The sequence below is a fragment of the Kitasatospora cystarginea genome (assembly GCF_039533515.1).
GTDB lineage: Bacteria > Actinomycetota > Actinomycetes > Streptomycetales > Streptomycetaceae > Kitasatospora > Kitasatospora cystarginea.
The window spans coordinates 113,052-130,656 of the sequence record NZ_BAAATR010000012.1; the positions used below are offsets into that span (position 1 = coordinate 113,052).

General features: G+C 71.3%; 19 protein-coding genes. 12 read left to right on the forward strand and 7 right to left on the reverse strand.

Annotated elements, in window-relative coordinates; translation table 11 throughout:
* The first annotated feature begins 84 nt into the window (after positions 1–84).
* The 8 genes from ABD369_RS15890 to ABD369_RS15925 all read left to right on the forward strand — a co-directional run bounded on the left by ABD369_RS15890 (position 85) and on the right by ABD369_RS15925 (position 6,993).
* Positions 85–627, forward strand: a complete 543-nt coding sequence (locus ABD369_RS15890) for a cysteine dioxygenase (protein WP_344637041.1) — start codon at positions 85–87, stop codon at positions 625–627.
* The gene (locus ABD369_RS15895; protein WP_344637042.1) at positions 621–1,061 is read left to right on the forward strand and encodes a rhodanese-like domain-containing protein; all 441 of its coding nucleotides are present in this window, start codon (positions 621–623) and stop codon (positions 1,059–1,061) included. The genes ABD369_RS15890 and ABD369_RS15895 overlap by 7 nt, the downstream gene beginning before the upstream one ends.
* 144 nt (positions 1,062–1,205) lie before the next feature.
* Positions 1,206–2,294: an ABC transporter ATP-binding protein gene (locus tag ABD369_RS15900; RefSeq protein WP_344637043.1), complete on the forward strand. Its 1,089-nt coding sequence runs from the start codon at positions 1,206–1,208 to the stop codon at positions 2,292–2,294.
* The gene (locus ABD369_RS15905) at positions 2,284–2,949 is read left to right on the forward strand and encodes an ABC transporter permease (protein WP_344637044.1); all 666 of its coding nucleotides are present in this window, start codon (positions 2,284–2,286) and stop codon (positions 2,947–2,949) included. Before ABD369_RS15900 ends, ABD369_RS15905 begins: the two co-directional genes overlap by 11 nt.
* Entirely contained in the window at positions 2,946–3,644 is a 699-nt protein-coding gene (locus ABD369_RS15910) for an ABC transporter permease (RefSeq protein ID WP_344637045.1), read from the forward strand. The genes ABD369_RS15905 and ABD369_RS15910 overlap by 4 nt, the downstream gene beginning before the upstream one ends.
* Before the next feature lie 76 nt (positions 3,645–3,720).
* Complete coding sequence (locus tag ABD369_RS15915) at positions 3,721–4,638, forward strand: ABC transporter substrate-binding protein (RefSeq protein WP_344637046.1); 918 nt, start codon at positions 3,721–3,723, stop codon at positions 4,636–4,638.
* 276 nt (positions 4,639–4,914) lie between these two features.
* Positions 4,915–6,678, forward strand: a complete 1,764-nt coding sequence (locus ABD369_RS15920) for a glycosyl hydrolase family 18 protein (protein ID WP_344637047.1) — start codon at positions 4,915–4,917, stop codon at positions 6,676–6,678.
* A gap of 156 nt (positions 6,679–6,834) precedes the next feature.
* A complete protein-coding gene (locus ABD369_RS15925) occupies positions 6,835–6,993 on the forward strand; it encodes a hypothetical protein (RefSeq protein WP_344637048.1) in 159 nt (52 codons plus the stop codon).
* 2 nt (positions 6,994–6,995) lie between these two features.
* On the opposite strand, the gene ABD369_RS15930 is transcribed toward ABD369_RS15925, so the two are convergent.
* Together ABD369_RS15930 and ABD369_RS15935 are read right to left on the reverse strand one after the other, a co-directional pair.
* A complete protein-coding gene (locus ABD369_RS15930) occupies positions 6,996–8,285 on the reverse strand; it encodes a multidrug effflux MFS transporter (protein WP_344637049.1) in 1,290 nt (429 codons plus the stop codon).
* A gap of 103 nt (positions 8,286–8,388) precedes the next feature.
* Positions 8,389–8,847, reverse strand: coding sequence for a hypothetical protein (locus ABD369_RS15935; protein WP_344637050.1), 459 nt, complete (start codon positions 8,845–8,847; stop codon positions 8,389–8,391).
* An 890-nt stretch (positions 8,848–9,737) separates the two neighbouring features.
* Here ABD369_RS15935 and ABD369_RS15940 point away from each other — a divergent pair.
* Positions 9,738–9,914 (forward strand): hypothetical protein, encoded by a 177-nt coding sequence (locus ABD369_RS15940; protein WP_344637051.1) that lies wholly within the window; start codon positions 9,738–9,740, stop codon positions 9,912–9,914.
* A gap of 234 nt (positions 9,915–10,148) precedes the next feature.
* On the opposite strand, the gene ABD369_RS15945 is transcribed toward ABD369_RS15940, so the two are convergent.
* Together ABD369_RS15945 and ABD369_RS15950 are read right to left on the reverse strand one after the other, a co-directional pair.
* The gene (locus ABD369_RS15945) at positions 10,149–10,508 is read right to left on the reverse strand and encodes a hypothetical protein (RefSeq protein WP_344637052.1); all 360 of its coding nucleotides are present in this window, start codon (positions 10,506–10,508) and stop codon (positions 10,149–10,151) included.
* 111 nt (positions 10,509–10,619) lie between these two features.
* A complete protein-coding gene (locus ABD369_RS15950; protein ID WP_344637053.1) occupies positions 10,620–11,801 on the reverse strand; it encodes an acyl-CoA dehydrogenase family protein in 1,182 nt (393 codons plus the stop codon).
* Between the two features lie 232 nt (positions 11,802–12,033).
* On the opposite strand from ABD369_RS15950, the gene ABD369_RS15955 reads away from it, so the two are divergent.
* Positions 12,034–13,038, forward strand: a complete 1,005-nt coding sequence (locus ABD369_RS15955; protein WP_344637054.1) for a chitinase — start codon at positions 12,034–12,036, stop codon at positions 13,036–13,038.
* Between the two features lie 49 nt (positions 13,039–13,087).
* Here ABD369_RS15955 and ABD369_RS15960 read toward each other — a convergent pair whose 3' ends face one another.
* On the reverse strand, positions 13,088–13,411 hold the full coding sequence (locus ABD369_RS15960; protein WP_344637055.1) for a hypothetical protein: 324 nt from the start codon (positions 13,409–13,411) through the stop codon (positions 13,088–13,090).
* Between the two features lie 94 nt (positions 13,412–13,505).
* A complete protein-coding gene (locus tag ABD369_RS15965) occupies positions 13,506–14,492 on the reverse strand; it encodes an aldo/keto reductase (protein ID WP_344637056.1) in 987 nt (328 codons plus the stop codon).
* A 60-nt stretch (positions 14,493–14,552) separates the two neighbouring features.
* Between ABD369_RS15965 and ABD369_RS15970 the strand changes: the two genes are divergently transcribed.
* Together ABD369_RS15970 and ABD369_RS15975 are read left to right on the forward strand one after the other, a co-directional pair.
* On the forward strand, positions 14,553–15,380 hold the full coding sequence (locus ABD369_RS15970) for a helix-turn-helix transcriptional regulator (RefSeq protein ID WP_344637057.1): 828 nt from the start codon (positions 14,553–14,555) through the stop codon (positions 15,378–15,380).
* Between the two features lie 118 nt (positions 15,381–15,498).
* A complete protein-coding gene (locus ABD369_RS15975) occupies positions 15,499–16,893 on the forward strand; it encodes a class II fumarate hydratase (RefSeq protein WP_344637058.1) in 1,395 nt (464 codons plus the stop codon).
* A gap of 85 nt (positions 16,894–16,978) precedes the next feature.
* Here the strand turns inward: ABD369_RS15975 and ABD369_RS15980 are convergent, their stop codons facing one another.
* On the reverse strand, positions 16,979–17,470 hold the full coding sequence (locus tag ABD369_RS15980; RefSeq protein WP_344637059.1) for an SPW repeat protein: 492 nt from the start codon (positions 17,468–17,470) through the stop codon (positions 16,979–16,981).
* Positions 17,471–17,605: the final 135 nt, after the last annotated feature.

A 17,605-nucleotide genomic window follows, 5' to 3' on the forward strand; every position in this document is an offset into this window, starting at 1 on the left:
CTCTCCTCCCGCCTGCCGTTCGGGTCCGCGCTTCCCCGTGCGCCCGTGTCCGGCAGGCTCCTTCGGCCTACCCGAGGATGCCCCATGAGCCTTGACCTCGCCCCTGCGCCCGCCGTGGCGCCGCCCGCCCCGAACGCCCAGCTCCCCCAGAGCACCCAGCCCTCCTCACCCGCCCCGCTCTCCCCGACCGCCCTGCGCGAGATCGTCCGAGAGCTCGCCGGGCAGCCCGACCGCTGGCTGCCCCGGGTCCGGCTGTCCGCCGAGGACCGCTGGTACGAACGGCTGGCGCTCACCGAGGATCACGAGGTCTGGCTGATCAGCTGGCTGCCGGGCCAGTCCACCGGCTTCCACGACCACGGCGGTTCGCGCGGCGCCTTCGTGGTGACGCTGGGCGAGTTGGAGGAGCTGTCACTGGGCGGGCCCGGGCAGGGACTGCTGGTCCGGCGGCTGGCCCCGGGCACCGCCCGGTCCTTCGGTCCCGAGTACCTGCACGACGTCCGGAACACCGGCGGCGGACCGGCGGTGACCATCCACGCGTACTCGCCGCCGCTGGCGTCGATGTCCCGGTACGAACTGCGCGCCGAGGGCCTGGCGCGCACCGCGCAGGAGGGGCCGGAGCAGTGGTGACCACGGTTGACGAGCTGGTCGAGCGCGCGCGGGCCGGGGTGCACCGGCCGGGCCCGCTGGAGGCGTACCGCGCGGCGGCCGCGGGCGCACTGCTGGTGGACATCCGCCCCGCGGCGCAGCGCGCGCGTGAGGGCGGCATCCCCGGTGCGCTGGTGATCGAGCGGAACGTACTGGAGTGGCGGCTGGATCCGACGAGCGGTCACCGCGTGCCGGAGGCAACCGGGCACGGGCTGGCGGTGATCGTGCTCTGCTCGGAGGGCTACGCGTCCAGCCTGGCCGCCGCCGGCCTGCGCGAGCTGGGGCTGTACCGGGCGACCGACCTGGACGGCGGTTTCCTCGCCTGGGCCGCCGCGGGCCTGCCGACCGTGGCCGGGACGGTCGAGGGCCCGGAGCACCGGAGTGCTCCTGCGCACCGGACCGGCGGGAATTCGTAACAGGGACAGGAAGGTTTGCACCCGCGCACGACAGGGAAGGCCGTGACGATCCGAAGATCAGTTCGAGTCGGACGCGCTCTGCCGTGTTCCGATATCCGCTCCAAGAACCGAACGGCGCCCAGGCGCCGAAGCTAGGATCCTTTCGTGATCAGATTCGACGGCGCCGCCAAGCGCCATCCCGACGGCACGATCGCCGTCGAGGGCCTCGACCTGGACATACCTGCCGGCCGCACCACGGTACTGGTCGGACCCTCCGGCTGCGGCAAGACCACGATCCTGCGGATGGTCAACCGCATGGTCGAGCCGACCGCGGGACGGGTGCTGCTGGACGGCACCGACGTCTCCCAGCTGCCCGCCGCCAAGCTGCGCCGGGGCATCGGCTATGTGATCCAGCAGGCCGGGCTCTTCCCGCACCGCCGCGTCATCGACAACATCGCCACCGTCCCCTATCTGCTCGGCTGGGACCGCAAGAAGGCCCGCGCCCGCGCCGCCGAGCTGCTCGAGCTCGTGGGCCTGGCGCCCGAACTGGCCAAGCGCTACCCCTTCCAGCTGTCCGGTGGCCAGCAGCAGCGGGTCGGCGTGGCCCGAGCGCTGGCGGCCGACCCTCCGGTGCTACTGATGGACGAGCCGTTCAGCGCGGTCGACCCGGTGGTCCGCGCCGGACTGCAGGACGAACTGCTCCGTCTGCAGGGCGAATTGAACAAGACCGTACTGTTCGTCACACACGACATCGAGGAGGCCGTCCGGCTCGGCGACCAGGTGGCGGTACTGCGCGAGCGGGGCCGGATCGCCCAACTCGCCGATCCGCACACCCTGTTGACCGAACCGGCCGACGAGGGCGTGGCCGCCTTCCTGGGCCGCGACCGCGGGCTGCGCGGCCTCGGGCTGCTCCCGGCCCGCACCGTCGCCGTCCGTCCACTCGGCGAGGGCACCCGGCAGGCCGGCTGGGAGCTGCGGCTGGACGCGGACGGGCGGCCGACCGGCTGGATCGACCTCGACCGTCCGGATGAGGACCCTCACCCCGCGCCGGTCTTCCACCCCGGAACCGACACCCTGCGCAGCGCGCTGGACGCCGCCGTCCTCTCCCCCGCCGGCGCGGTCGTCGCCGTCGACGCGAACGGCCGGGCGGTCGGCACCGCCGACCGGGCGGCGGTCCTCGCCGCACTGACCGGCGCCCCTCCGGCTCCGGAGCCCGGAAGCAGCCGAGGGCCGGTGAGCACCGATGGACGGTGAACCCCTGGTCCGCTGGTACTGGATCGGGGACCACCTCGGCTACCTGCGCGACCTCACCCTCGACCATGCGGTGATCTCCCTGGTCCCGGTGCTGATCGCGCTGCTGATCGCCGTTCCGCTGAGCCTCGCCTGTGCTCGCTTCCCCCGCATCTACCAGCCGCTCTCCGCCGTCTTCAACGTGGTGTACGCGCTGCCCTCGCTCGCGGTCTTCGTGGTGCTGATCCCGTACACCGGGCTGGCCACCCGGGCCACCGTGATGGTGCCGCTCACCTTCTACGCACTCGCCGTACTGCTGCCCACAGCCGTGGACGGACTGCGCTCGGTGCCGGACTCCGTGCGGCAGGCGGCGACCGCCATGGGCTACGGCCCCTGGCACCGGCTGTCCGCCGTCGAACTCCCGGCCGCCGTCCCGTATCTGATGGCCGGGCTGCGGGTCGCCGCGGTGTCCAGCATCTCGCTGGCCGCGGTCGGCGCGCTGATCGGCCGGGGCGGCCTCGGCTACCTGTTCATCGACGGTTTCCAGCGCACCTTCCCCACCCCGATCGTGGCCGGCATCGTGCTGATCGCCGCGCTCGCCCTGGTCACCGACCTGCTGCTGGTCCTGGCCCGGCGGCTGCTGGCCCCCTGGGCCCTCCGGACGGGGGCCGCCCGGTGAACTGGATCGACTGGCTGCACACCTTCTTCACCGCACCCGACCGGCAGAGCGGGCCCAACGCGATCACCCACCGGGTCGCCGAGCACCTCGCCTTCTCCGGCGAGGCCCTGCTGTACGCGGCGCTGCTGGCGATCCCGCTCGGCCTGCTGATCGGCTACACCGGGCGCGGCGCCGTCGCCGTGACCGCGTTCACCGGCATCGCCCGCGCCCTGCCCACTCTCGGCCTGGTCACACTCACCGTACTGGTCGGCGGGGTCGGCGACACCGCCATCCTGCTGCCGCTGGTCGCGCTGGCCGCACCGCCGGTGCTGGTCGCCACGGTCGAGGGCATCCGGGGCACCGACCCCGAACTGCGGGACGCCGCGCTCGGCATCGGCATGACGGGCCGCCAGGTGCTCTGGCAGGTCTGCCTGCCCAACGCGCTGCCCGCCGTCCTCGCCGGCCTGCGCACGGCGGCCGTCCAGGTGATCGCCACCGCCACCGTCGCCGCGTACGTCGGCCTCGGCGGACTCGGCCGGTACGTCATCGACGGCCTGGCCACCCGCGACTTCCCAGCCACCCTGGGCGGCGCACTGCTGGTCGTACTGCTCGCCGTCGCCACCCAACTGCTGTTCGCCGGCCTGATCCGGTACGCGCTGCCGCGCGGCGTGCGTGCCCAGCGTGCGGCCGGTGCCACCGTCGCGCACAGCTCGTGAGACCGCCCGGCGGTCTGCTCGCCCACCGGACCATCTCCCGCACCGCGCCCGGCCGCGGGACCACGAAAGGGACCCCATGACCACCCGTCTACTCAGGACCGTCACCGCCGCCTGCCTGCTGCTCGGTGCGGCGGCCTGCTCCTCCTCCGGCAGCGGCAACCCGCTGGACTCCTCGGCCAATTCATCGGGCTCGTCAGGTGGTGGCGGGAGAACCGTGGTGGTCGGCTCGGCGAACTTCCCGGAGAACGTCCTGCTGGCCTCGATCTACTCGCAGGCGCTCAAGGCCAAGGGCGTCAAGGTCGAGGAGAAGTTCAACATCGGCAGCCGCGAGGTGCTCTACGGCCAGCTGAAGAACGGCAGCCTGACCGTCCTGCCCGAGTACAACGGCGCGCTCCTCGGCTACCTGGACGCCAAGAACACCGCCACCGGCACCGCGGCGGTCAACGCCGCGCTGCAGCAGGTGCTGCCGAACACGCTGGGGATCCTCGACTCGGCCGCGGCCGAGGACAAGGACTCGCTGAACGTCACCCAGGAGACCGCCGACAAGTACCAGTTGAAGAGCATCGCCGACCTGGCCGGTAAGGCCGGCGAGTTCACCATCGGCGGGCCACCGGAGTTCAAGTCCCGCCGCGAGCAGCAGTTCAAGGACGTCTACGGGCTCACCTTCAAGGAGTGGAAGCCCACCGGGGACACCACCGCCAACGCGCTCAAGGACGGCTCGGTCCAGATCGGCAACGTCTTCACCACCGACCCGAAGATCATCCAGTTCAAGCTGGTCTCGCTGACCGACCCGAAGAACCTCTTCAGCTCGCAGAACGTCACCCCGCTGGTCAACAAGGCCGGTCTGGACGCCACCGCCACCGGCGCCCTGAACGCCGTCTCGGCCAAGCTCGACACCCCGGGCCTGACCGCGATGATGAAGCGGGTCTCCGTCGACAAGGAGGATCCCTCGACGGTGGCCAAGGACTGGCTGAAGTCCAACGGCCTCGGCTGACCGCACCCGGCCGGGCCCCGCACCTCCGATTCCCGAGGTGCGGGGCCTCGCCGTTCTCCGGGACCAGGTGTCGACCGGGTGTCAGGTGCCTTGACAGCCGAGTGGTCCAGACCAAACATAGGCGATGTAGTTCCGACCGGGATGCACTGTGGGGGTGTGAACACCGGCCAGCCGTGCGCTCCTTCCGCACGCCGCACCACCCCTGCACCCGCGTCAGGCACCGTCGTGCCCACATCCGGGCGAACGGTCATCACCTTCACGTCTGTTGGAGCATCCATGCGCCTGAACAGATCCATCCGTGCACTGGTGGCCGCCTGTGCCGGCCTGGCCGCCGCGGTCGGGCTGACCGTCGCGGGCGGTACCGCCGCCCACGCGGCCACCCCGGCCGCCACCCCGCTGCCGCAGCACGTCTTCGCCCCGTACTTCGAGGCGTGGACCGGGGACAGCCCGGCGAAGCTGGCGAGCCAGTCCGGCGCCAAGTACCTGACCATGGCGTTCATCCAGGCCGCCGGCAAGGGCAGTTGCATCCCGTACTGGAACGGCGACACCTCGATGCCCATCGCCTCGGCTCAGTTCGGCGCCGACATCGCCGCCATCAGGGCGGCCGGCGGAGACGTGATCCCGTCCTTCGGCGGCTACACGGCCGACAACACCGGCACCGAGATCGCTGACAGCTGCACCGACGTGAACGCCGTCGCCGGCGCCTTCGAGTCCGTCATCACCGCCTACGGCGTCAGCCGGATCGACCTCGACATCGAGGACAACTCGCTGACCGACACCGCCGGGATCGACCGCCGCAACAAGGCGGTCAAACTGGTCGAGGACTGGGCCGCCTCCAACGGCCGCAGCATCCAGTTCTCCTACACCGTGCCGACCACCACCGGTGGACTGGCCGCCAGCGGGCTGAACGTGCTGCGCAACGCGGTGCAGAACAACGCGCGGATCGACGTCGTCAACATCATGACGTTCGACTACTACGACAACGCCTCGCACGACATGGGCAACGACACCCGGAGCGCGGCGACCGGACTCTACAACCAGCTGGCCAAGCTCTACCCGGGCCGGACGGCCGCACAGCTGTGGGGGTCGATCGGGGTCACCGCCATGCCGGGCATCGACGACTTCGGCGCGGCCGAGACCTTCACCACCGCCGACGCCGCCAACGTCTACGACTGGGCCACCGCCAAGGGCATCAACACCCTCTCGCTCTGGGCGCTGCAGCGCGACAACGGCGGCTGCGTCGGCACCGCCGGCAGCGACAGCTGCTCCGGGATCAGCCAGAACACCTGGGACTTCACCCATGTCTTCGCGCCGTTCAGCGGTGGCGGCACCGGCCCGGTGACCGACGACTTCTCGGTGGGGCTGTCCCCCGCCGCCGGTTCGGTCACGCCGGGCGGCAGCCTGCGCAGCAGCGTCACCACCGCCGTCACGGCCGGCTCGGCGCAGTCCGTCACCCTCGGCGTGAGCGGCGCGCCCGCCGGGGTCACCGCCAGCGTCAGCCCGAGCCCGGTGAACGCCGGGGACGGCGCCACACTCGACATCGCCACCACCTCGGCGGTGGCGCCCGGGACCTATCCGCTCACCGTCACCGGCAGCGAGGCCTCCAGCACCCACAGCGTCACCTACACGCTGACCGTGGCCGGCTCCAGCGGCGGGGCCAAGGCCCTGGCCAACGGCGACCTGGAGAGTGGCAGCCTCAGCCCGTGGACCTGCCAGAGCGGCGGCGCGGCGGTCACCGCCCCGGTGCACTCCGGCAGCTACGCGCTCTCGGCGGCGGCCGGCCCGAACCAGACCGGCGAGTGCGACCAGACCGTCACGCTGTCCCCCAACACCAAGTACACGCTGACCGGTTGGGTCCAGGGCGACTACGCCTACCTCGGCGTCAGCGGCGACGCCACCGCCGGCACCTGGGCCTCGGCGAGCGGCTGGACCAGGCTGACCGTCCCGTTCACCACCGGCTCCACCGGTACGGTCACCGTCTACCTGCACGGCTGGTACGGCCAGGGCAGCGTCTACGGAGACGACTTCTCGATCGCGTAAGGGCCCTACTGGAGCAGCCCTTCGAGTTCTCGATCGCACAAGCGCGCCGGGAAACAGTCTCTCGGAGCCGGGGAGTCGCGCGGCTCCCCGCAACTCCGGGACCGCTCCACCTCCGGTCGCACAACTGGATGGACGAGTGCTCTAGGATCCCGCGGTATGGACCAGGGGACGCAGGGCCCGTACCGGTGGGGGCAGCCGGCGGGTGAGCAACTCGTCGGGCACGGCGGCGAACCGAACTGGGCGGCGCTCGCCGACCGGCACGAGCAGGAGACCCGGCGGCGCAGGCAGCTGCCGGCGCGCGGGAAGTCCCGCTGACGTTACGCCGGTTCCTTCTTCCGCCACGGACTGCAGAGCGTGACGTAGCAGACGGTGGCGAGCACCGCGCAGCCCAGGACCACCACGCCGAGCAGCAGCGCCGAGGGCCGGCCGCCGGCGCTGCTGAGCGGAGCGACGACGGCGGCACACAGGAAGGTGCCGGTGCCGATCAGCGCGGAGGCCGAGCCCGCCGCGTGCGGGGCCATGGTCAGCGCCTGGGCGTTGGAGTTGGGCACCAGGATGCCCATGCTGGCCATCAACAGGAAGAGCGCGGGCCACACCCCGGGCAGGCCCAGGTTCCAGACGCCGGTGGTGAGGACGATCGCCGCGCCCGCCGTCCCGGCACCGCAGAGCCCGAGCAGCATCAGGGTGGGCGCCGGCAGCTTCCGTACCAGCAGTCGGCCGTTCAGCTGGGTGGAGCCCACCACCGCAACGGAGTTGGTGGCGAAGACCAGGCTGTACATCTGCGGCGAGATGGCGTACTCGCTCTGCAGCACCGAGGAGGAACCGCTGACGTAGACGAAGAGCGCGCCGAAGGCGAAGGTGCTGGTGAGCAGGTAGCCGAGGAAGTGCCGGTCGCCCAGCAGTCCGCCGATGGCACGGACAGTGCTGCCGATGCCGTCGGTGTGGCGGCGCTCGGGCGGCAGCGACTCGCGCAGCGCCAGCGCGGAACCGAGGGTGAGCAGCGCGCCGACCAGGGCGAGGGCGACGAAGGTGCCGCGCCAGTTGGTGAGGTGCAGCAGCTGGGCGCCGAGGACGGGAGCCAGGATCGGGGCGAGACCGGATACCACTCCGAGGGTGGCCATGAAGCGGATCATCGCCACCCCCTCGTACCGGTCGCGGGCGACGGCCCTGGCGATCACCAGACCGGCGGCCCCGCCGAGTCCCTGCAGGGCCCGTCCGGCGATCAGCAGCGGTACCGAACCGGCCAGTGCACAGACCACGGTGGCCAGGGTGTAGATGGCCATGCCGACCAACAGCGGAGGCCGCCGGCCGAGCCGGTCGCTGAGCGGCCCGAACAGCAGCTGGCCCGCTGCCATACCGAACATCGAGCCGGTGAGGGTGAGTTGCGCGGTGGCCGCGGTGGAACCGAGGTCGGAGGTGAGCGCGGGCAGCGCGGGCAGATAGAGGTCGGTGGTGAGCGGCCCCAACGCGGCCAGCCCACCGAGGACGACCACGGCACCCCGGCTCGGCGCCCCACCCAGCGGGTCGGTGGGCGCGGTCTCGCTGGTGGCGGCCCCGGAGGCGTCGGACGACTGGTCACCGGTGGCGCCCAAGGTCGGGCCTGGCATGGGGCTCCTCTGCGGTGGGACGGGTACGCCCCTAACCGCAGCAATGAGATGTCGGACTGTTCGTACTCCAGTCTACTTGAGTGAACGTCACATAATTCAAGGGTCAGTCGGCGGTCTGTCCCGCCTTGCGGGCCGCGATGACGACCTCGTCGTCCTGCCAGCCGTACAGCTCATGGCCGACCAGGGCCACGTTGTAGAGACCGCAACGAGCCGTCGCCCTGGCGGGTATGTCGCCGGGGAACCAGGACGCCTTGAGGTGCACCGCCCCCTGGGGGGTTCCCTCACTGCAGCCCGCGGGCAGCTTCCCGTCGGGCAGCGAGGCCTTCAGCAGGCGGTCCCCGCCGGTGGTGGACATCAGGTAGGAGACCCTGGTCGCGCCGTCCGGCAGCCAGGCGGGCATCGACTTGCGGTCGGCCTTCGCCGCACTTCCGGTGGGGTACGCGGCCTCCTGGCGATGCATGCTCTCCCGCAGTTCACCGGTCTTGGGCACCAGCATGACGGCCCCGACCGCCACACCTCCGGCGGCGATGACGCCCACGAAGGCCTTCCCCGCGAAACCCATGATGACGAACCTCGGTTCTCGTTCCCGTCTGCCCCTACCACTCCATCCTGACCGCCGCCGACGCCCGCGACGATCGGCATCAGGTACCGACCGCCCTCCACCTTTGGGCGTACCCACCGCTGGGACAACCCCCCGATCGGCCGCCGATCACCGACTCCGTCCCTGACCAAGGGATGACGGACCGCCGACGGCACTCCGTTCCCGCACTCCGCGGACGGTTCAATGCCTGCGACTGAACATCGCAACGGCAGGTCAACCGGCGGCCGCCCGAAAAGAGAAGTTCGGGAAAGCGTTCGCCGGATGGTTGCCCGAACGCGCATCTGCCGCCCCCTCGAGATATGTGACTCCCCCTTGGGATCGGGCCGACTGCGGTCAAGCCCGCCGTGCAGTTCTTCCGGTCGGTCTTCCGGTAATCCGTCCCGTTCTTCTTCCTGGTGCCCGCGTCCGGCTCGATGTTCCGATGTACGCGGTCAAGCGATGGGATTCCGCTGCGGTTCTCGTCGCTTGCCGCGCAGGGGCCGCGGCTTCCCCAGCGGAGCCACGTCCGCGGTGCGCGTATGTGACAGACCGTCAACCATCTTGAGGGAGGGTGATCTCCGCATGGCACGATCCAAATAGGCTGCTCGCGGCCGACGCGGTCTCCGGGGCGCTCTCGCCACGGCCGGCATCGCCACGGTCCTCCTCGCCGCGATGCCGGCGACCTCGGCCTCGGCCGCCGGGTCCAGCGTGGTGATCGAAAGCGGCGCGTTCCCCGGCTATGTGCTGTGCGCCAGTGCCACCGACGAATCGGTCTGGCTCAAGCCCAGCGACCGAACAGCCCCTACTGCTTGTGGAAGAGGCTGGGCCCCTCCTCCCAGTTGTCCCTGTACAACGCCGCCAAGGATCAGTACATGTCCTACACCGGTGGCAACGAGGGCGCCGTGGTGATGGAAGACCAGGACGCCTCGCCCATCGGCCCGAACGGCCAGCTGTGGTCCTGGGGTGGACAGGAGGACTGGGGGGCTTCCGCACTGCGGTCCTTCTGGGACAGCGGACAGAACGTCGACGCCAAGTCCCCGGACGGGTGAAGCATCCCCCGCACCGACGCGGTCCACACGCGTGGCTGGCGCCACGGCTTCCAGCGTGAACTGACCTGGAACGCGCGCCGCGTGGGCTGACTCCCCCATCGGGTCCACGACCGGTTCGGGCCGGACGCAACACCCGGCCCGAACCGGTCCGAACGCGCAGAGAGCGGCTGCGGTGAGACCGGGGCGAACCGGCTGACCAGTCGCAACGAAGTTAGACCGACCGGCACTGCGTTCTCAGTCGGCGGGCCGGAACTCGTGGACGACCTCGATCGGGCCGACGATGTGGCGGTTGAACTCGGCGAGTTCCTCCGCCGGCACCCAGAGCTCCAGGATGGTCCGCCCGCCCGCCTGCTGGACGGGGTAGCGGGCGAGGAAGTCGCTCTCGACGTTGAACCTGGTGACGTAACCGACGCCCGACGCCGGGACGTTCCAGTCGCGTGCGATGCGAACGGCGTAGTCCTCGTTGAGTACCGGGTAGAAGATGGGCTGGTCCGGCAGCCTGGGCGGCCAGGCGCGCCACCCGGAGGCCGCGACGAGCGCCAGTTCCTCGGGGCCGGTGGGCCGCCAGAGCGTGGTGGTCTTCGGCGCGGTCATGGTCGGGTGCTCCGTTCGGTTGCGGCGCCGACCGCCGGTACGGCTTCGGCAAGGCGCCGACCGTACCGGCAGGAACTCGACCGTGACCAGCGGTTTTGATGCTGACCCGCGTCAGCGGTAGGCCGCCTCGCCGGTGATCGCCTCGCCGAGCACCAGGGTGTGGATCTCGGAGGTGCCCTCGTAGGTGAGTACGGACTCCAGGTTGTTGGCGTGCCGGAGCACCGGGTACTCCACTGTGATGCCGTTGGCGCCCAGGATGGTGCGGGCGCTGCGGGCGATCTCCAGGGCGGTGCGGACGTTGTTGAGCTTGCCGAAGCTGATGTGTGCGGGCCGGCACTGCCCGGCGTCCTTGAGGCGTCCGATCCGGACCGCGACCAGGTACGCCTTCTCGACCTCCAGCATCATCTCCACCAGCTTCTGCTGGGTGAGTTGGAAGGCCGCGATCGGGCGCTCGAACTGGATCCGGCTCTTCGCGTAGTCCAGTGCGGTGGTGTAGCAGTCGCGGGCCGCGCCGACGGTGCCCCAGAGGATGCCGTACCGGGCCTCGTTCAGCGAAGAGAGCGGGCCGCGCAGCCCCTGCACGCCCGGGAGCACCGCGTCGGCGGGCAACACGACCTCGTCCAGCACCAGTTCGCTGGTCACCGAGGCGCGCAGCGAGAGCTTGCCGTGCACATCGCGGGCCGTGAACCCGGGGGTGCCCTTCGGGACCAGGAAGCCCCGGACGCCCTCCTCGGTCTGTGCCCAGACCACGGCGATGTCCGAGATGCTGCCGTTGGTGATCCACATCTTGCTGCCCGAGAGCACCCAGTCACCGCCCTTGCGGCGGGCCCTGGTCCGCATGTTGACCGGGTCGGAGCCGAAGTCCGGTTCGGTGAGGGCGAAGCAGCCGATCGCGCGTCCGGCGGCCAGTTCCGGCAGCCACTGCTGCTTCTGCTCCTCGGAGCCGAAGGCGTGGATGGAACGCATGGCGAGCGAGCCCTGGACGGAGACGAAGCTGCGCAGCCCCGAATCGGCGGCTTCCAGTTCCATGCAGGCGACGCCGTAGGCGACCGCGGAGGAGCCGGTGCAGCCGTAGCCGTCCAGGTGCATTCCGAGCACGCCCAGCTCGCCCAGTTCCGGGGCGAGTTCGCGCGCAGGGAAGACGCCGCGCTCGAACCAGTCGCCCACGTACGGCCGGATCCGCTCGTCGGCGAACTTCCGTACCGTGTCCCGGACCAGCCGCTCCTCGTCGGTCAGCAGCTCGCCGACGGAGAGCAGGTCGGCCGGGTCCAGGCGGGCAGGGGTCGTTGCCATTCGGGCTCCTCGGGACGGTGCGGGGGCGCGGCTGGGTGGGCCACGGCGACGAGTATCGCGCACGGGCGCGCGAGGAGGGTACGAGACGCTGCCCACACCCCCGATCCCGCCACCACCCGTTCCGGAACGGGCTCTTGACGCGGTCACGGCCAACTGCTTCGCTTCCTTGCACTGTTAGGAAACCTTCCTAATGCGCAACCGACAGGCCCGACGGACTCCCGGATGGTGACCCATGCGCTCGCGCACTCCACTCCGCCCGCTCCTCACCCTGGCGATCGCGGCCGCACTGGCCGGCGGCACCCTCGCCCTCGCCCCGACCGGCCAGGCGGCGACCCCTGCGGCCACCGACCCGATCGGCCTCAACGCCCCTTACGAGTACCTGGGTTGGGGCAGCCCGCAGAAGCCGGCCGACGTGATGGCGGCGACCGGCGCCAAGCAGTTCACGCTGGCCTTCATGCTCAGCGACGGCGGCTGCAACCCCAAGTGGGACGGCACCCGCGCGCTCACCGGCGGCGGCGACCAGAGCGCCATCAACGGCATCCGCTCCGCCGGGGGCGACGTGGTGGCCTCCTTCGGCGGCTGGAACGGCAACAAGCTGGGCGAGAAGTGCGGTTCGGCGGGCGCCCTGGCGGCCGCCTACCAGAAGGTCATCGACGCCTACCGGCTCAAGGCGATCGACATCGACATCGAGAACACCGAGGTCGCGAACGCCACCGTCCGCCAGCGGGTGATCGACGCGCTGAAGACGGTCAAGGCGAAGAACGCCGGCATCAAGGAGTACGTCACCTTCGGCACCACCCCGACCGGCCCGGACCCCGCCGGGCTCGACCTGATCCGGAAGGGCGCAGCCGCCAAGCTCGCGGTGGACGGCTGGACCATCATGCCCTTCGACTTCGGCCACCACAGCGGCTCGATGGGCGCGGTCACCACGACGGCGGCCGACGGACTGCAGAAGGCCGTGGCGAGCGCGTACGGGTACGACTCCGCGACCGCCTACCGGCACATCGGGATCTCGTCGATGAACGGGAGGACGGACGAGGCCGACGAGACCGTCTCCACCGGGGACTTCACCACCATCTACAACTACGCGACCGCCCACCACCTGGCCCGGTTCACCTTCTGGGCGGTCAACCGCGACCGCGCCTGTGCCCCGGGCGGCTCCGCCGGGGACTCGTGCAGCGGGATCGGTCAGTCGCCGTACGCGTTCACGAAGATCGTCGCCAAGTACCACGGCTGACAGTGAGGATGTTCGGGCACCCGGACGGCCGACGGCGCTCCCGGCGCGCTCAACGCCGGGCGCCGAGGGCCGCTTCGGCGAAGTTGTCCCAGTGGCCGGCCAAGGCGACCGGGATGCACACCCAGTCCCGCATCGGCCGGCCACCCGTCGGATCGAAGAAATGCGCCCCCGGCAGGTGCAGCGCCTCGGCCTGCGCGGGAGTGCCGTGGCCCAAGCGGCAGACCAGCTCACTCCGGTGGAGACCGGCGAAGGCCTTGCCGTCGGCGTCCTTCAGGCAGGGCATGCCGAACATCTGGGAGCGGGTGGCTCCGAGCGACGCCAGTTCCTCGGCGATCTCCTCGTAGCGGGCCGCCGGATCGGTTGTCTCGGTCATGCCGCCATGCTGCACCCCGGGGGCCCGCTCCGCCTCACGTCACGGCCATGCGGGCCCGGAGCGGGTCCGGGCGACCGGGGGAGCAGGCCGGGTCTCAGCTCCGGGTGGTGCGGTAGGCCGCGAAGGACTGGCGGTCGCCCGACCAGGCCGACCGGGGGACGGCCTTCTCCAGGCGGTCCAGGTCGGAGGCGGACAGCACGAGGTCCGCGGCGGCGGCGTTCTCGGTGATCCGGGCGGCCCGCCTCGTCCCGGGGATCGGCACCACGTCGCTGCCCTGCGCCAACAGCCAGGCGAGGACGAGCTGAGCGGGCGTCACCTCGCGCTCCGCGGCGAGCCGGCCGACCTCGACGGACATCGCCCGGTTGTGCTCCAGGCTGCCGCCCTGGAAGCGCGGGTCGGCGAGCCGGAAGTCGCCGGGTTGAAGGGAGTCGGGGCTGACGGCCCCCGCCAGGAAGCCCCGGCCGAGCGGACTGTACGGGACCAGGCCGATGCCCAGCCGGCGCGCGGTGGGCAGCACGTCGTCCTCGATGTCGCGCCACCACACCGACCACTCGTACTGGGCCGCGCTGATCGGGTGGGTGGCCGCCGCCCGCTCCAGCTCCTCGGGGCTCGCCTCGGACAGCCCCAGGTGGCGGACCTTGCCCTCCGCGACCAGCTCCGCCATGGCGCCGACGGTCTCCTCGATCGGCACCTGCGGATCGATCCGGTGCTGGTAGTACAGGTCGATGTGGTCGACCCCGAGCCGGGCCAGCGACGCCTCGCAGTACCCGCGGACGTTCTCCGGCCGGGCGTCGACCCGTACGCCGTCCTCGCCGCGGACGATCCCGAACTTGGTGGCCAGCACCACCTTCTCCCGCCGCCCGGCGAGCGCCCGGCCCAGCAGCTGCTCGTTGTGCCCGCTGCCGTAACTCTGTGCGGTGTCGAGGAAGTTGACACCGAGATCGATGGCGTGGTGCACCGCGGCGATCGACTCCGCGTCATCGGCCGCGCCGTAGCCCTGGGACAGGCCCATGCATCCGAGGCCGATCGCGGAGACGGTGAGGCCTTCCGGCCCGAGGCTTCGTGTGTTCATGAACACCACGGTAGGCACTGCCTAGACTGGTATCCAGATGGTGTTTTTCCTAGTAACGGAAGTGCCAGGATGTCCTATTCCGCTATCCGGGCGCGGGAGTTGGGGGATCTGCTCCGATCCCGGCGCGAGCGGCTCCAACCCGCCGACGTCGGCCTGCCGGCCGGGTCCCGGCGCCGCACCCGGGGCCTGCGCCGGGAGGAGGTCGCCCAGCTCGCGGCGATCTCGGCGACCTACTACACCTTCCTTGAGCAGGGCCGCGAGCTGCGTCCGTCGCGCCAGGTCCTCGACGCGCTCGCCCGGGCGCTGCGACTGAACCCGGCCGAGCGCGCCCACGCCCACGAGCTCATCCACGGTGCCCCACCGGCCGGCCCGGCCGGCGTGGTCGAGGCGCTCTCACCCGCCGTCGTCTCGCTGGTCGACCGGCTCGACCCCTGTCCGGCCTATGTGACCGGACGGTACTGGGACGTGCTGGCGTCCAACCGGGCCGCCCGGGCGCTGTGGACCGACTGGCCCACCCGGCCGCCGCAGGAGCGCAACATGCTCTGGTGGATGTTCACCGACCCCGCCGCCCGGGAGATCCTGGTCGACTGGGAGGCCGTGGCCTCCGCACTGCTGGGCCGGTTCCGCACGGCCTCGGCCCGGCATCCGGGCGATCCCGGCTTCACCGGGCTGCTGGAGCGGCTGCGGGCGGCCAGCCCCGAGGTGCGGGAGTGGTGGCCGCAGCACCGGGTGGTACCGCTGGGTTCCGGCACCAAGCGGCTGCGCCACCCCGTTCTCGGCGAGATCGAGTTCCGCCATGTGGTGCTCCAGCTCGCCGACGATCCGGAGCACAAGCTCGTCACCTACGAGGCCGACGAGGCGGACCAGGCCCGGATCGCCGAGCTGGCCGGGCGGTAGTCGGCCCCGTGGCGGCCCGCGGCGGGGGTCCGCCGCGGCACGACCGGCCATGCGGAAATACCTCGGCCCGCCCGGAGGCTCTCATGATCAGAGCCGGCAATCAGGGAGGTGTCCCACCATGGGTGGCGAGCAGGAGTACCGCGTCGAGCACGACTCGATGGGCGAGGTCCGGGTCCCGGCCGCGGCGAAGTGGCAGGCGCAGACACAGCGGGCGGTGGAGAACTTCCCGGTGTCCGGCCAGCGCCTGGAGCGCGCCCATATCGAGGCCCTGGCGCTGATCAAGGCGGCCGCCGCCAAGGTCAACGCCGAGCTCGGTGTGCTGGACCTGCCGACGGCGAAGGCGATCCAGGAGGCGGCCTGCGAGGTCGCCGCGGGGCGGTGGGACGACCAGTTCCCGGTCGACGTGTTCCAGACCGGTTCCGGTACGTCCTCCAACATGAACGCCAACGAGGTGATCGCCACCCTGGCCGGCGATCGCCTGGGCCACCCGGTGCACCCCAACGACCACGTCAACGCCAGCCAGTCCTCCAACGACGTCTTCCCCTCCTCGATCCACATCGCCGCGACGGCGGCCGTCGCCGGCGACCTGATCCCGGCCCTGGAGCAGCTCGCGGCGGCGCTGGAGCGCAAGTCCGCCGAGTTCGCCGAGGTGGTCAAGTCGGGCCGCACCCACCTGATGGACGCCACCCCGGTCACCCTGGGCCAGGAGTTCGGCGGCTACGCGGCGCAGGTGCGGTACGGGATCGAACGGCTGGCCGCGACCCTGCCCCGGGTGGCCGAGCTGCCACTGGGCGGGACGGCCGTCGGCACCGGCATCAACACCCCGCCCGGGTTCTCCGCCGCCGTGATCGCCGAGGTCGCCCGGGCCACCGGGCTGCCGCTGACCGAGGCGCGCAACCACTTCGAGGCCCAGGGCGCCCGGGACGGCCTGGTGGAGCTGAGCGGCCAGCTGCGCACCATCGCGGTCGGCTTCACGAAGATCGCCAACGATCTGCGCTGGATGGGTTCCGGCCCGCGGACGGGCCTGGGCGAGATCAACCTGCCGGATCTCCAGCCGGGTTCCTCGATCATGCCGGGGAAGGTCAACCCCGTGCTGCCCGAGGTGGTGCTGATGGTCGCGGCCCAGGTGATCGGCAACGACGGGACGGTCACCGTCGCGGGCGCCAGCGGCAACTTCGAGCTGAACGTGATGCTCCCGGTGATCGCCCGCAACCTGCTGGAGTCGATCCGGCTGCTGGCCAACAGCGCCCGGCTGCTGGCCGACCGGGCGGTGGACGGCATCACCGCCAACGTCGAACGGGCCCGCGAGTACGCCGAGTCCTCACCCTCCGTGGTGACCCCGCTGAACCGCTACATCGGCTACGAGGAGGCCGCCAAGGTGGCCAAGCAGGCACTGGCCGAGCGCAAGACCATCCGGCAGGTGGTGGTGGAACGCGGCTACCTGGCGGACGGCCGACTGACCGAGGCTCAACTGGACGAGGCGCTGGACGTGCTGCGGATGACCCGCCCTTGACCGGCGCGCCCGGGGTGTGAACGGCGTGCGGGCCGGCCACCGAGGCGACCGGCCCGCACTTGCGCGTTGCGCTGCCCCGGTGCCGTCACCGGCTCTCGCTCCTGGGCACCCGCGGAGCGGCCGTGCGGCCGTGCTGACGTCCGGCCTTCAAGCCGCCCAGGGCCCGCGCGCCGGCGATGGCCGCGAGCGCGAGGCAGAGCATCACTGCGCCAGTGATCACGTTGGCGAGAATCGACCGCATGATCGCTTCGTGGCCAGCCATCGACCAGGGAGCGATGATCGTCCAGACACCGATCACCGCAGCGGCCCAGGCCCGGGCGTGGGTCCGCTCGTAGGCCGAGCCGAAGCCCGAAATCAGCACCGCGAAGGCGAGACCGAGCACCAGGTTGTTGATGGTGAGTGCGTGCAGGGGGGTGAACCCGACCACCCACGGTGACACCGCCAGGAACAGACCGGCCAGAGTCGCCAGCGCCTCGATGCTCTGCGCTTTCGGTGTTGCCACGACTCTTTCGGACTGCTCATGCAACTCCAGGATGTCCGGATGGTGCTCCATCCCCATCGGCAGCTGAGTTGACACCGGGACCACCTCCTAGCTCTGGGCCACGGCCGATCCGCCTGGCCACTATCCATTTTGTGGCAGGAATAACAGTTTGTCCCGATTTACCACCCGACCGGATCCACCTTCGGGGCCACCCGCAGCGCCCTGGCCCAT

Bases quoted from the DNA above. Each gene is read 5' to 3' on its own strand.
- ABD369_RS15890 (WP_344637041.1), top strand. From the start codon at position 85: ATGAGCCTTGACCTCGCCCCTGCGCCCGCCGTGGCGCCGCCCGCCCCG.
- ABD369_RS15905 (WP_344637044.1), top strand. From the start codon at position 2,284: ATGGACGGTGAACCCCTGGTCCGCTGGTACTGGATCGGGGACCACCTC.
- ABD369_RS15915 (WP_344637046.1), top strand. From the start codon at position 3,721: ATGACCACCCGTCTACTCAGGACCGTCACCGCCGCCTGCCTGCTGCTC.
- ABD369_RS15920 (WP_344637047.1), top strand. From the start codon at position 4,915: ATGCGCCTGAACAGATCCATCCGTGCACTGGTGGCCGCCTGTGCCGGC.
- ABD369_RS15925 (WP_344637048.1), top strand. From the start codon at position 6,835: ATGGACCAGGGGACGCAGGGCCCGTACCGGTGGGGGCAGCCGGCGGGT.
- ABD369_RS15930 (WP_344637049.1), bottom strand. From the start codon at position 8,285: ATGCCAGGCCCGACCTTGGGCGCCACCGGTGACCAGTCGTCCGACGCC.
- ABD369_RS15935 (WP_344637050.1), bottom strand. From the start codon at position 8,847: ATGGGTTTCGCGGGGAAGGCCTTCGTGGGCGTCATCGCCGCCGGAGGT.
- ABD369_RS15940 (WP_344637051.1), top strand. From the start codon at position 9,738: ATGTCCTACACCGGTGGCAACGAGGGCGCCGTGGTGATGGAAGACCAG.
- ABD369_RS15945 (WP_344637052.1), bottom strand. From the start codon at position 10,508: ATGACCGCGCCGAAGACCACCACGCTCTGGCGGCCCACCGGCCCCGAG.
- ABD369_RS15950 (WP_344637053.1), bottom strand. From the start codon at position 11,801: ATGGCAACGACCCCTGCCCGCCTGGACCCGGCCGACCTGCTCTCCGTC.
- ABD369_RS15955 (WP_344637054.1), top strand. From the start codon at position 12,034: ATGCGCTCGCGCACTCCACTCCGCCCGCTCCTCACCCTGGCGATCGCG.
- ABD369_RS15960 (WP_344637055.1), bottom strand. From the start codon at position 13,411: ATGACCGAGACAACCGATCCGGCGGCCCGCTACGAGGAGATCGCCGAG.
- ABD369_RS15970 (WP_344637057.1), top strand. From the start codon at position 14,553: ATGTCCTATTCCGCTATCCGGGCGCGGGAGTTGGGGGATCTGCTCCGA.
- ABD369_RS15975 (WP_344637058.1), top strand. From the start codon at position 15,499: ATGGGTGGCGAGCAGGAGTACCGCGTCGAGCACGACTCGATGGGCGAG.